Origin of the sequence: Acidovorax sp. CF316 (assembly GCF_000276605.1) — a bacterium.
Lineage (GTDB): Bacteria > Pseudomonadota > Gammaproteobacteria > Burkholderiales > Burkholderiaceae_C > Acidovorax.
The window spans coordinates 51,009-63,414 of record NZ_AKJX01000098.1 but is presented as its reverse complement, the minus strand read 5'-3'; the positions used below and the strand labels follow the sequence as shown (position 1 = coordinate 63,414).

The following is a 12,406-nucleotide window of genomic DNA, read 5'->3' as shown; positions in this document are numbered from 1 at the left end:
TTTTTTTAATGATACGGCGACCACCGAGATCTACACTCTTTCCCTACACGACGCTCTTCCGATCTAATGATACGGCGATCACTGTGTTCAACTGCCGGGGCCTGCGCACCGTGGGCCTGGCTCCACGTGCCAGGGGCGCGATCTGCATCGAGAGCCGCGCCCAGGCGCAGGCCAGCCTGGACAAGAGCCGCCGCATTGCGCGCGACTGGCGGCAGTGATGGCGGTCGGCAACACCATACAGCGCCTGACGCCCGACGTGCTGCGCGCCGCCGCGCAATCGGCGGCCGCGCAGCACATCCCGCTGGCCGAGGCGAACCCCCACGAGCCGGGCACCGCCTTGTGGGCGCAGTTCAACGAGGCCTATGCCGCGGCCCCGGGGCAGGAGGGCGCGTGAGCCATAGCAGCACCAGCACCAGCAGCAATGTGAAGGTCAGCGCAGGCCTGCCTGCACCGCTGACCTTGCCCGCCTGCGACCTGAGCGACTTCCAGTACATGGAGCTCGATGTGCGGCGGCTGCGCGATTCGAAGTTCGCGGCTGCGGCCGAGGGCGAGGCGTTTCGCGCGGGCATTTTGCTGTGGTGCGCGGCCTGGCACCAGGTGCCCGCGGCCTCGCTGCCCGACGATGACGTGGAGCTGGCCAACCTGGCCGGCTATGGCCGCGTGCTCAAGGAGTGGAAGAAGGTGCGCGCCGCGGCGCTGCACGGTTTTGTGAAATGTGCCGACGGGCGCCTGTACCACCCGGTGGTGGCCGAGAAGGCGATTGCGGCCTTTGCCGCCAAGGAGAAGTACGCCTACGAGAAGTACTGCGACCGCCTGCGCAAGGAAAACGCCAAGCGCGCCAAGGAGGGCAAGCCCGCACTGGGCGTGCCCCCGCAGGCGCTGTGGAAGACCGGGGCCTACCCGCATGGCATGGTGCCGCAGGGCGATGGCTGCGGGCCCGAACAGGGCGACTGCTTTCCGCCGGAAATCCTGCACCCGTCCGCCGGCAATCCACCGGAAACCGGCCTTAAAGGGAACCGAAAGGAACGGAGCCGAGAGCGAGACGGAGAAGGAGATGGAACAGACCTCTTTGGTGGGGACAGCAGCCCCGTTGCTGGCGCAACGGGCGGCGCTGCATCGGCCAGCGGGCAGGGCAGCACGCAGGGGCCTGCGCCCGCCAGCCGGGGCGGCGGTGCGGGTGCCGGCCTGCCACCCGAGGGGCCTGCCGATGGCCTGACGCGCGATGCGCTGTGGTCCGCGGGCAAATCGCTGCTGCAGCAGGCGGGCATGCCGCGTGCGCAGTGCGGCAGCTTTGTCGGCCGGCTGTGCAAGGACTATGGCAGCGACATCGTGGCCGAGGCCGTGCGCGTCGCCTGCGTGGCCCGCCCGGCCGACCCGGCGCAGTACCTCAAGGCCGTGTGCATGCGCGCCGCAGGGCAGCGCAGCGGCGGTGGCGCTGCAGGCATGCACATGCCGGGCATGCTGCACGCGCCGGCCAACCGGCAGGAGGCGCTGGAGCAGCGCAACCGCAGCGTGGCCGATGCCTGGGCGGCCGAGGCGCCCGGGCTGTCCGAGGTATTGGATCACCCACCCACCCATGGAAAGGAGCCACCGCATGCAGCCCTCTGAACGCACCTTGTTTGCGCAGCTGATCACCGACGTGCTCGCCTACTACCGGCAGGACGCCAGCCGCTTTGTGCTGGACCTGTGGTGGGGCGCGTGCCAGCCGTTCGAGCTGTCGCAGATCCGCCAGGCCATGCAACGCCATGCCACCGACCCCGAGCACGGCCGTTTTGCGCCGCGCGTGGCCGATGTGGTGCGCATCCTTGCTGGCACGGCGGCCGACCGGGCGGCCCTGGCCTGGGGCAAGACGCTGGAGGCCATGGGCAGCGTGGGCGCCTACACCGACGTGGTCTTTGACGACCCCGCCATCCACGCCGCCGTGCAGGACCTGGGCGGCTGGCCCAAGGTGTGCCGCACCGACCTCAAGGAGCTGGGCTACCTGCAGCACCGCTTTTGCGAAAGCCACCGGGCCTACACCGGGCGCGGCAGCTTCGACTACCCGCGCTGCCTGGGCGGCGACCGCAGCCCGGACAGCGAGTACGCCAAGGTCGGCCTGCCGCCGCCGCGCATCGCATTCATTGGCAATGCAGAGCGCGCGCGCCTGGTGTACGAAGGCGGCAACGCGGCGGGCAAGACGGCGGTGCGCTTTCACTCGCTGCAGGCCCTCACGGCCGCGCCGCTTGCCGGTGGTGGAGACGGTGATGGCATGCCATCGGGCGCACCCCCAGCCACGGCGCAGCCGGCTTCGGCCGAGCCGCGCCATGCGCTGCCCATTGCTGTGCGGGCGGCGCAACCAGCTTCGCCCGCCATGGACCGTGCCGCCCTGCGCGCACTGGCATCGGCGGGCCCCCTGGCGGCCGCAGCACCACTCCAACGGCCCGGCGCATTGCGTGCCGCGACCGGGGTGCGGCGGCCGGCCTACCGCCCGGGCCCCGCAGCCCATCCCCTGAACACCACCGCAGAAAGGACGTACCACCCATGAAAGCCATGCTCATCAAATCCGCCGAAGGACTGCGCGGCACGACGCCGGCCGACCACGATGCCTGGACCCGCTTCGCGCGCAAGCTCGAAGTCATGAAGCCTGGCACCTGCCTGCGCATGGAATGGAGCCGCCCGCGCAATGGCCCGCAGCACCGCCGCCTGTTCGCGCTGCTGCAGGTGGTGGCAGAGAACAGCGAGATCTACGACACGCGCGAGAAGGCGCTGGTGGCCGTCAAGCTTGCGGCTGGCTATTGCGACGATGCGATCGACCCGCGCAACGGGAAGACCGTGCCCATCGTTCAGTCGATCCGCTACGAGGCCATGGACCAGCAGACCTTCGAGCGCTTTTACACAGCGGCGGTGGATGCGGTGCGGCAGCGCATCTTGCCCGCCATGGACCGCGCCACCCTGGTGCGCCTGATCGCCATGGTGGAGGAGGGCTGGGCATGAGCGCCGCACTGCTGATTGCCGAGCGCCCAGGCGCACGGCCCGTGGTCTGCGCGCTGCTGCGCAGTGGTGGGGCAGGGCAGCCATGCCCTGCGTGCCAGGCCGCGCAGACGCGCGCGCACAGCCCGCTGTTTCGAGCCCACTGCCATGGCTGCAAGGTGCGCGCGCTGGCGCAGGGGCCGCAGTTCTGGCGCTCGCTGAAGGAGGGCGCCCACACCGATGCCTACCAGGGCGAGCTGGCCGCCGTGTTCGGCGCGGCCGGCGCCGGCGCCGGCCATGCCGTGGTGCTGGCGGAGTACCGGCGCCTCAAGGCACTGCAGGACAACGCCGTGCGCTGCGGCGTGGTGCCACGCACGCTGAAAGCCGCAAGCGCCGATGCCCTGCACGGCCACACCGACGACACCACCACCAACCAACACCAGGGATGACCATGCTGATGACCACCGACCCCACCCACAGCCCCTACCGTACCGTGGAAGAGGCCTATACCCGCGCGGGCACCTCGTCCTCGAACCTGAAGGTGGACCCCGATCGCCGTGGCGATGCCGATGTGCTGATTGCCGCCGGCTGGTCGCCCGGCATGCTGGGCGGCGCGCTGATGCGCCTGCGCGGCGAATGGGACAGCACCGCGCAACAGCGCCGCAGCCACCCGGAGGCCGATGCCGTGCAACTGCTCTCGCGCCTGCGCTCGCTGGCGCAGGTGCTCGAGGCCGTGGAGCACTGGGCCGCCGCCAAGCGCCTGGCCGACCCGCGCTGCCTGGCACGCACCAGCGTGTGCTATTGGCTCGCCCCCACCTGCCGCGCCTGCATGGGCCGCGGCAGTGCGCTGGTGCCCGGCACGCCCATGCTGGGGCGCGTGTGCAAGGCCTGCGGCGGCAGCCGCAAGGCCCGTGAGCCCATGGGCCAGGACGGCCGCCGCATGCTCAACATGCTGGACGATTGCGTGAGCCGCCGCAACCAGTCGATGAAAAAACGCTTGCATGCCACCACCGGCCGGGGTTAAAATTGCAGCCGACGATTGCAAAAAATGAGAAATGGCGAATTTCTCGCGCACCGTCCCTTCGTTGATTGCCCGCAGCCACAGCCTGGCCTTCGCCTGTAGCGACTGCGGTAGACACAAGGGGTGATGCTCGTCCTGAGTTTTTTAGATCCCGCATGGCCTGCCCTGCGGGATTTTTTTATGGGCGATGTCGCCGCCTGGCCCACCGCACTGCCACCCACCGACCCAAGCCGCAGCAGCGGCTTTTTTTGCGCCCGCCCTCGCCGTCCGAGCGCCTGCACCCGCAAGGAGCACCCCGCCATGCAAACCACCCCCAACGACACCATCGAGGCCCTGGGCGCCACCGGCAGCAAAGCCATTGCCACCGGCGCCGGGCTCACCAGCTTTGGCTGGATCACGTCCAACGAGTTCCTGGGCCTGGTCGGCGCTGCCGTGGCCATTGCCGGCCTGGCCGTCACCTGGTACTACAAGCGCGAGGCCAACCGCCGCCAGGCACGCGAGCATGCGTTGCGCATGGCGCGCCTGCGCCAGGGGCTGGGCGAAGAGAGCGACATGGGCGAGCAGGGGGCCGAAGAATGAGCGGCAGCACATCTGCCGGTGCCGACCGCCTGCGCTACTTCCCCCATCTGGTCGGCTCGCTCGCGCTGGCCAGTGCCGGCGTGCTCACCTTCCTGGGCCAGTGGGAGCCCGATGCGCGCGACCCCGGCCTGGTCTACGCGGACCATTTGGCGGGCGGCCTGCCCACGGTCTGCAAGGGCATCACCCGGCATGTGACGAGCACGCCGGTGGTCGTGGGCCAGCGCTGGACGCCGGCGCGCTGCGCGCAGGAGGAGGGTGCCGCCATCGAGGTGCTGCAACTGCGCCTGGCCCGGTGCTTCACGCGGCTGCCGCCGCAAAGCGTGTTCGACATGGCCACCAGCCATGCCTGGAACAACGGCGTGGGCAACACCTGCGCGAGCCAGGCCATGGTGGCCTGGAATGCGGGCGAATGGGCGCTGGGCTGCCGGCGGCTGGGCCTCTCGGACAGTGGCAAGCCGGTGTGGAGCTACGTGCGCACCGGGCGCACGCAGCCCGATGGCAAGCCCGAAATGCGCTTTGTGCAGGGCCTGGCGAATCGGCGCGCGGCCGAGACGACCGCATGCCTGCAGGGCCTGCTGCAGGGGCACCACAGGCCATGACCACTTTGCTCATCACCCACACGGCCGTGGCGGTGCTTGGCGCAGCCGTGGCTGCCACTGCTGCCTGGCAACTGCAGGGCTGGCGCCTGGGAGAACAGATCGCCGCCCTGCAGGCCACCCATGCCACCGAGCGCGCACGCGCCAGCCAGGCCGCCTGGGCGGCGGAGCGCGCCACTGCACTCAAGTACCAAGGAGCCCTGAATGAAGCACGCACCCGTGAAGCGGCTTTGCAGCGCGATGCTGCCCGTGCTCGCACTGAGTCTGACGGCCTGCGCGAGCAAGCCGCCGCCGCTGCCCGCCGCATTGCCGGCGCTGCCCCCGCAGCCGTCGCTGAGTACGCCACTGCCGCCGGTGAGCTACTCGCAGACTGCAGCCGAGCGCATCAAGAGCTGGCGCGACAGGCTGACGGCCACGCAGCTGATGCGCGGGCCTTCCGCGATGCCTGGCCTGTGACGCAGCAGGCGGCTGCCAGCCGCCCCTAGTTGTCAGTTGCAGGCGATCGTGCCCGGTGCCCCGGCAATCCCCGCATAGCGGATCTGGAACGGCTGCGCCAGATTGATGCTGGAGGGGAAGGCCGAGAACACGGCCTGCTTCTGCGCGGGCGAGGCGATGGTGCCAACGCCGGACCAGCCGCCCGAAGGGGTGAAGAGCGCCGTGTCGGCGTCAAAGGTGTAGGGCGACACGTCGATGGAGGTGGTGCCCTGCACGAAGAACAGGCTGCCGTGCAGGAAGCTGGGGTTGCCCGATGCGGCCGTGAGCAGCATGGTGACCTTCTGCGTCTCGGGGTTCACGCCGAAGTCGGCCAGCAGCATGCCGTTGGCGTTGTTGGCCAGCGCGCCCGCGCAGGTGCGCGATGCAGCGGCCACATTGACCACCTTCACCGTGTAGGTGCTGGTGATGGTCTTGCCCTGCAGCAGTACGCTGGCGGTGAACACGGCGTTCACGTCGGCGGTCTGGCTGGCGGCGAGGAACACGCCCTGCGGGGTGATGGTGCCGGCCGATGCGGGCACCACGCTCCACACGGCCACGGTGGGGGCCAAGGTGCCGTCGGCATTGCGCACGGCGGCGGACAGCGTGATGGTGCCGGCCTCGTTCACCGTGGTCGGGCCCGAGATCTGCAACTGCGCTGCCGTGCTGGCCGCCACCGCCTGGGGCACGAAGTGCAGGGTCTGCGGGTCCCACTTGAAGGTGACGTCCCATTCGCCCGCGCCGGGCACTTTCAGGCGCTTGACGGTGAAGCTGTCGACCGCCTCGTTCTGGTAGCCCGCGTTGGTGAGGTCGATGTCGATCGCCGCCGAGGCGGACATCGACAAGGTGGCGGCCGCAATCGCGGCGCAGATGGTTTTGGGTGATGCCCTCATGAACGAAATCCCTTGTTATCAGTGGTTTTGGGTGGCGGGATCGTAGCCGCCCGGCACCACGCCCTGGTGGCACCTGTCGTATTGGCGCCAAGCCCCGTGCCGCCCCGCAAGGCCCTGCGCCGCTGGGCTTTTTTTCTGATGCCCTGCGGCCTGCCGCAGCACCACGACCCAACACCCGCGCGGTTTGCGAGGCGATGCCGCCATGGCCCCGCATGCACTCAGCGCCTGCCGCAACCCCTGCCAACTCCCTTGAGGCCTGCCATGCAAGCACACACGCAGTTACACCTTTCTTCCGGCGCACACGGCACGCCCAGTGTCCTGACCATGCCCTCGCGCACCATCACCAGCATCCGCGCGGGCGGCCTCAAGTCGCGCGTGGAAAAGCTGTTGCACAGCCAGGCCGGGCAGCCGCTCACGCTGGGCCAGATCGGCGCCGCGCTGGACCTGCCCAAGACCTCGCACCCCGAGATCAGCAGCTGCCTGGCCAAGCTGCGCGAGGCGGGCCGCGTGCAGACCAGCACCGGCCCGGCATCCAGTGCGCGCGGGCGGCGCCTGGTGCAGTGCTACAGCATCCTGCAGCGGCGCGTGGGCGGCGATGTGTGCGTGTCGGAGATGGACGCCCGCCGCTCGCTGGCCATGGCTGCTTGATGGCTGCCAAGGAGGAGGCCGACCATGGACAGTGAGCACAGCGAAGAAGACCTGCACCTCATCGAGCTGCAGGCCCCCGGCGGCCTTGCGCCACCCCTGCAGGCCGGCGTGTCCGCGTCGGGCCTGGTCTACCTGCGCGGCGACCTGCACCCGCTGGGCAGTGCCACGGCCCTCATCAAGGCCGCGCGCGAGCACGTGCCGTACGCCGCACTGGGCGCGGTGAACGTGCTCTTCCCGGCCGATTGGCTGCGCGGTGAATGCCTGCACGATGCAGACCGCCTGCGCGTGATTGCCGCGATGGAGCGCCTGGTGCGCGGGGCGGCTGCGGCATGAGCGGCCGCCCCGCCGCGCCGCGCCTGCTGGCAGTGCCCTCGGCTGCAGCAACTGCCGAAGCCCCCGTGCCGGGCAAGGCCCCGGCACTGGATGGCGGCAGCGCCCGCATGCCAGAGGACGGCGTGACGCCCGCCATGGTGGTGCGCGAGCTGGCCAGCATCGCCTTCTTCGACATCCGCAAGATCTTCAACGGCGACGGCAGCCTGAAGCGCGTGCAGGAGCTCGACGGCGCCACCGCCGCGGCCATCGCCTCCATCGAGGTGGTGGAGATCGGGCCCGGCGGCCAGCTCGAGCTGGCCAAGAAGTTCAAGTCACCCGAAAAGCTCAAGGCCCTGGACCTCTTGGGCACGCACCTGGGCATGTTCGCCAAGAAATCCGACGATGCCCCCGACCCGCTGCGCAAGGCCCTGGCCCACATGCCCGCAGAGCGCGCCGAAGGCATGCTGGCTGCGTTGGAGCAGGTGAAATCGACCAAGGAGAAGCCGCACGGTGCCGCCTGAACTTCCCGCCCTGCCCGATGTTCTGGCCGGTGCCACCCTCGAAGAGATAGAAGCCATCGAAGGCCTGTTGCGCGACAAGCTTGCGGGCTGGCGCATGCGCCGCTTCTTCCAGGACGAGGGCCCCCTGCGCCGCGCGCTGTATGCGCGGCACCTGGCCTTCTTCAAGGCCGGCGCCACGCACCGCGAGCGCTGCTTCATGGCCGGCAACCGCGTGGGCAAGACCATCGGCGGTGCGTACGAGACGGCCCTGCACCTCACGGGCCGCTACCCCGCCTGGTGGGAGGGCCGGCGCTTTGCAGGCCCCATCCAGGCCTGGGCCGCAGGCAAGTCGCTCGAGACCACGCGCGACATCGTTCAGCTCGAGCTCTACGGCCCGCCCGGCCAGCCCGGCACCGGCATGGTGCCGGCCGACGACATCGCCAAGGCCCGCCCCCGCGCCGGCGCCAACGGCGCGCTCGACTACCTGTGCGTGCGCCACCAGAGCGGGGGCGAATCGGTCATCGGCTTCAAATCGTATGACCAGGGCCGCAAGGCGTTCGAGGGCACCGCGCGCCACTGGGTGTGGCTGGACGAGGAGCCGCCCGTGGCGGTCTACAACGAGTGCCTGACGCGCACGGCGACCACGCAGGGGCTGATTGCGATCACCTTCACGCCGCTGGAGGGGGCGACGGAGGTGGTGCTGGATTTCTTGACGAAAGGGGTGGTGGTGGGGGGGGCGCGCGGCGCAGCAGGTGTGGCGTGATGGCTGCTCTGGGGCGTGCTGAGACAGTACGATCACGCCCATGCGTGAATTCCAATTGCTCACCATCGCCGAATGCCATGCCCACATTGCGCCATTGGTAGACGCGGCGTTGGGGCCACAAGGTTTTGTCAATGTGCGTCCGATGCTGTGGGTGAACAGCAGTGCCGCGCCCATTCGCCGCATCTTTGAGTATTGGCAGCTGGGCAGTGGGTTGTCGCCGCGTTGGGGCTACTCTTTCGACGCCGTGCCCCACCTGGCGGGTGGCAAGCCCAAATGGCACCGCACGGAAAAATCGGCCTTGCTCGATGCCTTTGTGGATGGCCAGGGTGCGGCGCACAACCTGTCCTACATCTGGGGCGTGGATGGGCTGCTGACGGGCATGCCCGAGAAGGTGCACGCGGCAATCGCCCAGGCACAGGCGTTCTGGCAGGCGGCCCCCACACCTGCCCACGTCTTTGCGCAGGTGATCGAGATGGCCGAAGGGTCGAAGCAGCGCCATATGCAGCTGCCACTGCACATGGCCGCGGCCATGTGCCATGCCTTCGCGGGGCGCGAAGAGCAGGGGCGCAAGGAGCTGGCGCTCTTCATCAGCCGGGGCAAGGCCAAGGAGGAAGCGGTGCCCAAGCTATCGGATATTTTCGAGGGGTGGCTCAGGGATGGTTACAGGCCGGGCGCTTGAAGCGCAGAGCCACAGCGCTCGATTGCATGGTCATGCCCGACCAGCCCATCCCTCCTGGCGCAAGCGCCCATGATCCGGGTGGCCATCAAGTTGCTGGCGAGAAAAGCCGGCTCCAGGTCCTTCGACTGACTGCCGACGGCACCCCCGGCCATCCGCTGTACCTGCCAAGCCATCTGCGGCCGATGGATTACACCCCTGCACAGTAGGTCGGCGCAGTGCTGCAGAGCGGCTCATACACCGGCGGGCTCCAGCCTGCCCAACCAGGATCCTCCATGAGCAAAGCAGTCATCCAGGCCGGCTGGAACGATGTACCCCACCTCGACGAAACCGCCAAGCGCGAGCTGGCCGAGAGCTACCCCGTGCACGAGCGCGAGGCGCGCATGAACGGCGTGCCCGTGCTGGGCAGCGGCAAGGTGTTCCCGGTGGCCGAGGAGTCCATCGTCGTGCCGCCGTTCGCGCTGCCCGCGCACTGGCCGCGCATCGTGGGCCTGGACTTCGGCTGGGACCACCCGGCCGCAGCCGCCTGGCTGGCGTGGGACCGCGACACCGACACCGTCTACGTGTACGACACCTTTCGCGTGCGCGAGACCAGCGTGGCCATGCAGGCCCCGCTGATCGCGGCGCGCGGCCGCTGGATGCCCGTGGCCTGGCCGCACGACGGGCTGCAGCACGACAAGGGCAGCGGCGAGCAACTGGCTGGGCAGTACCGCACCCTGGGTGTGAACCTGCTGCCCGAGCGCGCCACGTTCGAAGACGGCAGCAACGGCCTGGAGGCGGGCATCAGCGACCTGCTCACGCGCATGCAGACCGGGCGCTTCAAGGTGTTCAGCACGTGTGGGGATTGGCTGGAGGAATGGCGGCTGTACCACCGCAAGGACGGGCTGGTGGTCAAGCTGCGCGACGACCTGCAGAGCGCCACGCGGTATGGGGTGATGATGCTGCGGTTTGCGGTGGTGGAGCCGAAGGGCTCGACCTTGGGGGGCCGGTCTGCGGGGTATGGGGGGAGGAGGGGAGGGTACTAGAGCCCCTGTCCGATGCTGCTTTCCTTGCCCATGGTGTTCGTTTATTATGGGTGTTCACAAAAAATGAACATTTTAAAAAATGAACAAAATTGCGGTGATTGAGCAAGCTCTGAACGCTGCAAAGCCAGTCCTGCACGGCGAGGTTCTGGCTTTGCCGGGCCTAGAGGATCACAACGACGCGATCGTCAAGCTCGCTCGAGCAGGGCAAGATCCGAGTCAATTTGAGGTCCAAGTAAGACATATTGCACGCACCAGCGACTTGGCGTGGTACCGCTCAGAGAAGGAACTCGGTGGTAACGGCAAGACCCAGTTGCTTTTGATCTCCCCCTACTTGTCCGCCAAGCTTGCCGAGGAATGCCAGCGCACGGGGATCAACTTCCTGGACACTGCGGGCAACGTCCATCTTGATCTGCCGGGAACGCATGTGTTCATCACCGGCAAGCCGCGCCCCAAAGAGCTGCGCATTCCGTCGGACCAATCCGCCCTGCGCAAGGCCAGCACCTTGCGGGTCATCTTTGCGCTGCTGACGATTGACGGCCTGGCACAGCAGCCGGTGCGGTCCATTGCCGAGGCGGCCGGTGCAGCGTTGGGATCCACGTCGAATGCCATCGAGGACTTGGCTGCGCTGGGTTTCATCACAGGCGCGGCGCGCCAGCGGCGGGTGGCGAACATACAGACGCTGCAGATGGAGTGGGCGCGGCAGTATCCGATTTCGCTGCGGGGCAAGCTCAAGCCGCAGCGGTACGCCTGCGTGGATGGTGCCGATTGGCGGGGGAGCAGTCTTCTGACTGATGAACCCGAAGTGGCGCTGGGCGGTGAGGTGGCTGCCGCTGCGATCACGCAATACATCAACCCGGCCAGCGCGTGCATCTACAGTTGGCTGGACAGGGGCCAACTGCTGCGCAAGCATCGCCTGCGCCCAGACCCTGAGGGGCCCATCGAAGTGTTGGATGCCTTCTGGCCGCTCGCAGACCAGGCGAAGGCGAATGCAAAGGTCTTGGTGCCGGCTGTGGCGCCCTTGCTGTTGGTCTACTCCGACCTGATGGCCAGCAACGAAGGCCGCAGCGTGGAGGTTGCGGGCATGCTGCTGGAGCGGCTCAAGAATGCTTAGGGTACTGGCCGAACGTCCCATCGATCCAGGCCTGCATGCGATTCTTGCGCATGCCAAAGCGGCCACGCAGGCGCTGGGCATCGATGTGTTCGTGGGCGGAGCCATGGCCCGGGACATCATGCTCACGCATGTGCATGGTCAGGCAGTGCGAAGGGCCACGCGCGATGTGGACATCGGCCTGTACATCGACAGCTGGGAGCGCTTCACCATGCTGAAGAATCGGCTCACCGCGACGGAGGCATTCTTTGAGGTGCATGGCATGTCCCACCGGATGCACTACTTGCGGCCCGGTGGAATTCCGCTGGATCTCATTCCTTTCGGGGGCGTTGCAGGAGAGGACCAGACCATCACCTGGCCGCCTGGCCACGACGTGGTGCTCAATGTGGCCGGGTTCAGGGAGGGGTTGGAGAGCGCGGATCTGGTGGATCTGGGTGCGGGGCTGTCGATTCATGTCTGCACGCTGCCCGCGTTGTCGGTGCTCAAGCTGCTCGCCTGGCGTGACCGCGGTAGCGAAAACAACAAGGATGCCACCGACTTTCTTGCATTGGCGCAGGCGTATGCCAATGCCGGCAATATGGACCGGCTCTACGAAGAAGAGGCGGCGCTGCTGGAGATGGCAGGCCACGATCCCGACCTGGCCGGCGCGGCGTTGCTCGGCAAGGATGCTGCAATGCTCTGCAGTCCGGGAACCGCACAGCAGGTGCGTGTCATTCTTGCTGACCCTGAGCAAATGCTGGACGCGCTTTTGCGCGTGCGCAGCCAACTGGCAATGGACGGTGATGCGCGGCGGCTGCGCGCATTCATCGCGGGTTACCGCAGCGGATTTCTAGGGCCAGTTGGCGGCTGAGCACGGTGGTGACGG

Annotated in this window: 19 protein-coding genes; 18 read left to right on the top strand and 1 reads right to left on the bottom strand. The window is 68.2% G+C overall.

Annotation, left to right across the window (positions count from 1 at the left end; genetic code table 11):
* Positions 1 to 83: 83 nt before the first annotated feature.
* The 10 genes from PMI14_RS35775 to PMI14_RS34825 all read left to right on the top strand — a co-directional run bounded on the left by PMI14_RS35775 (position 84) and on the right by PMI14_RS34825 (position 5,630).
* Positions 84 to 218, top strand: coding sequence for a hypothetical protein (locus PMI14_RS35775; RefSeq protein WP_255344576.1), 135 nt, complete (start codon positions 84 to 86; stop codon positions 216 to 218).
* Positions 218 to 394 carry a hypothetical protein gene (locus PMI14_RS34830; protein WP_007853368.1) on the top strand — a complete coding sequence of 59 codons (177 nt, stop codon included), beginning with the start codon at positions 218 to 220 and terminating at the stop codon, positions 392 to 394. The genes PMI14_RS35775 and PMI14_RS34830 overlap by 1 nt, the downstream gene beginning before the upstream one ends.
* Positions 391 to 1,608, top strand: a complete 1,218-nt coding sequence (locus PMI14_RS09805; protein ID WP_007853366.1) for a DUF1376 domain-containing protein — start codon at positions 391 to 393, stop codon at positions 1,606 to 1,608. The genes PMI14_RS34830 and PMI14_RS09805 overlap by 4 nt, the downstream gene beginning before the upstream one ends.
* A complete protein-coding gene (locus PMI14_RS09800; RefSeq protein ID WP_007853364.1) occupies positions 1,595 to 2,524 on the top strand; it encodes a DUF6475 domain-containing protein in 930 nt (309 codons plus the stop codon). Before PMI14_RS09805 ends, PMI14_RS09800 begins: the two co-directional genes overlap by 14 nt.
* Positions 2,525 to 2,529: 5 nt before the next feature.
* Positions 2,530 to 2,973 (top strand): hypothetical protein, encoded by a 444-nt coding sequence (locus tag PMI14_RS09795; RefSeq protein WP_108016619.1) that lies wholly within the window; start codon positions 2,530 to 2,532, stop codon positions 2,971 to 2,973.
* A complete protein-coding gene (locus PMI14_RS09790; protein WP_007853361.1) occupies positions 2,970 to 3,398 on the top strand; it encodes a hypothetical protein in 429 nt (142 codons plus the stop codon). Before PMI14_RS09795 ends, PMI14_RS09790 begins: the two co-directional genes overlap by 4 nt.
* Before the next feature lie 2 nt (positions 3,399 to 3,400).
* Positions 3,401 to 3,973 carry a hypothetical protein gene (locus tag PMI14_RS09785; protein WP_007853359.1) on the top strand — a complete coding sequence of 191 codons (573 nt, stop codon included), beginning with the start codon at positions 3,401 to 3,403 and terminating at the stop codon, positions 3,971 to 3,973.
* Between the two features lie 297 nt (positions 3,974 to 4,270).
* Positions 4,271 to 4,549 (top strand): holin, encoded by a 279-nt coding sequence (locus PMI14_RS09780; protein WP_007853357.1) that lies wholly within the window; start codon positions 4,271 to 4,273, stop codon positions 4,547 to 4,549.
* Positions 4,546 to 5,148, top strand: coding sequence for a lysozyme (locus PMI14_RS09775; protein WP_007853355.1), 603 nt, complete (start codon positions 4,546 to 4,548; stop codon positions 5,146 to 5,148). The genes PMI14_RS09780 and PMI14_RS09775 overlap by 4 nt, the downstream gene beginning before the upstream one ends.
* Positions 5,145 to 5,630 (top strand): hypothetical protein, encoded by a 486-nt coding sequence (locus PMI14_RS34825; protein ID WP_035203082.1) that lies wholly within the window; start codon positions 5,145 to 5,147, stop codon positions 5,628 to 5,630. The genes PMI14_RS09775 and PMI14_RS34825 overlap by 4 nt, the downstream gene beginning before the upstream one ends.
* 3 nt (positions 5,631 to 5,633) lie before the next feature.
* Here PMI14_RS34825 and PMI14_RS09765 read toward each other — a convergent pair whose 3' ends face one another.
* Complete coding sequence (locus tag PMI14_RS09765) at positions 5,634 to 6,509, bottom strand: hypothetical protein (RefSeq protein WP_007853349.1); 876 nt, start codon at positions 6,507 to 6,509, stop codon at positions 5,634 to 5,636.
* 324 nt (positions 6,510 to 6,833) lie between these two features.
* Between PMI14_RS09765 and PMI14_RS09760 the strand changes: the two genes are divergently transcribed.
* From PMI14_RS09760 to PMI14_RS09720, 8 genes are all read left to right on the top strand, one after another.
* Positions 6,834 to 7,157 carry a hypothetical protein gene (locus PMI14_RS09760; RefSeq protein WP_035203077.1) on the top strand — a complete coding sequence of 108 codons (324 nt, stop codon included), beginning with the start codon at positions 6,834 to 6,836 and terminating at the stop codon, positions 7,155 to 7,157.
* A gap of 24 nt (positions 7,158 to 7,181) precedes the next feature.
* Positions 7,182 to 7,490 carry a hypothetical protein gene (locus tag PMI14_RS09755; protein ID WP_007853346.1) on the top strand — a complete coding sequence of 103 codons (309 nt, stop codon included), beginning with the start codon at positions 7,182 to 7,184 and terminating at the stop codon, positions 7,488 to 7,490.
* Positions 7,487 to 7,990, top strand: coding sequence for a terminase small subunit (locus PMI14_RS09750; protein ID WP_007853345.1), 504 nt, complete (start codon positions 7,487 to 7,489; stop codon positions 7,988 to 7,990). Before PMI14_RS09755 ends, PMI14_RS09750 begins: the two co-directional genes overlap by 4 nt.
* Positions 7,980 to 8,732: a terminase large subunit domain-containing protein gene (locus tag PMI14_RS09745; RefSeq protein WP_007853344.1), complete on the top strand. Its 753-nt coding sequence runs from the start codon at positions 7,980 to 7,982 to the stop codon at positions 8,730 to 8,732. Before PMI14_RS09750 ends, PMI14_RS09745 begins: the two co-directional genes overlap by 11 nt.
* A gap of 55 nt (positions 8,733 to 8,787) precedes the next feature.
* Positions 8,788 to 9,411: a hypothetical protein gene (locus PMI14_RS09740; protein WP_146187935.1), complete on the top strand. Its 624-nt coding sequence runs from the start codon at positions 8,788 to 8,790 to the stop codon at positions 9,409 to 9,411.
* A 272-nt stretch (positions 9,412 to 9,683) separates the two neighbouring features.
* Positions 9,684 to 10,433: a terminase family protein gene (locus PMI14_RS09730; RefSeq protein WP_007853342.1), complete on the top strand. Its 750-nt coding sequence runs from the start codon at positions 9,684 to 9,686 to the stop codon at positions 10,431 to 10,433.
* Positions 10,434 to 10,512: 79 nt separating this feature from the next.
* Positions 10,513 to 11,544 carry a type IV toxin-antitoxin system AbiEi family antitoxin gene (locus PMI14_RS09725; protein WP_007853341.1) on the top strand — a complete coding sequence of 344 codons (1,032 nt, stop codon included), beginning with the start codon at positions 10,513 to 10,515 and terminating at the stop codon, positions 11,542 to 11,544.
* Positions 11,537 to 12,391, top strand: a complete 855-nt coding sequence (locus tag PMI14_RS09720; protein ID WP_007853340.1) for a nucleotidyl transferase AbiEii/AbiGii toxin family protein — start codon at positions 11,537 to 11,539, stop codon at positions 12,389 to 12,391. Before PMI14_RS09725 ends, PMI14_RS09720 begins: the two co-directional genes overlap by 8 nt.
* Positions 12,392 to 12,406 lie beyond the last annotated feature (15 nt).

Excerpts from the sequence above, each read along its gene's own strand:
- PMI14_RS34830 (WP_007853368.1), top strand. The coding sequence starts at position 218 with ATGGCGGTCGGCAACACCATACAGCGCCTGACGCCCGACGTGCTGCGC.
- PMI14_RS09800 (WP_007853364.1), top strand. The coding sequence starts at position 1,595 with ATGCAGCCCTCTGAACGCACCTTGTTTGCGCAGCTGATCACCGACGTG.
- PMI14_RS09795 (WP_108016619.1), top strand. The coding sequence starts at position 2,530 with ATGCTCATCAAATCCGCCGAAGGACTGCGCGGCACGACGCCGGCCGAC.
- PMI14_RS09790 (WP_007853361.1), top strand. The coding sequence starts at position 2,970 with ATGAGCGCCGCACTGCTGATTGCCGAGCGCCCAGGCGCACGGCCCGTG.
- PMI14_RS09785 (WP_007853359.1), top strand. The coding sequence starts at position 3,401 with ATGCTGATGACCACCGACCCCACCCACAGCCCCTACCGTACCGTGGAA.
- PMI14_RS09780 (WP_007853357.1), top strand. The coding sequence starts at position 4,271 with ATGCAAACCACCCCCAACGACACCATCGAGGCCCTGGGCGCCACCGGC.
- PMI14_RS09775 (WP_007853355.1), top strand. The coding sequence starts at position 4,546 with ATGAGCGGCAGCACATCTGCCGGTGCCGACCGCCTGCGCTACTTCCCC.
- PMI14_RS34825 (WP_035203082.1), top strand. The coding sequence starts at position 5,145 with ATGACCACTTTGCTCATCACCCACACGGCCGTGGCGGTGCTTGGCGCA.
- PMI14_RS09765 (WP_007853349.1), bottom strand. The coding sequence starts at position 6,509 with ATGAGGGCATCACCCAAAACCATCTGCGCCGCGATTGCGGCCGCCACC.
- PMI14_RS09760 (WP_035203077.1), top strand. The coding sequence starts at position 6,834 with ATGCCCTCGCGCACCATCACCAGCATCCGCGCGGGCGGCCTCAAGTCG.
- PMI14_RS09755 (WP_007853346.1), top strand. The coding sequence starts at position 7,182 with ATGGACAGTGAGCACAGCGAAGAAGACCTGCACCTCATCGAGCTGCAG.
- PMI14_RS09750 (WP_007853345.1), top strand. The coding sequence starts at position 7,487 with ATGAGCGGCCGCCCCGCCGCGCCGCGCCTGCTGGCAGTGCCCTCGGCT.
- PMI14_RS09730 (WP_007853342.1), top strand. The coding sequence starts at position 9,684 with ATGAGCAAAGCAGTCATCCAGGCCGGCTGGAACGATGTACCCCACCTC.
- PMI14_RS09725 (WP_007853341.1), top strand. The coding sequence starts at position 10,513 with ATGAACAAAATTGCGGTGATTGAGCAAGCTCTGAACGCTGCAAAGCCA.
- PMI14_RS09720 (WP_007853340.1), top strand. The coding sequence starts at position 11,537 with ATGCTTAGGGTACTGGCCGAACGTCCCATCGATCCAGGCCTGCATGCG.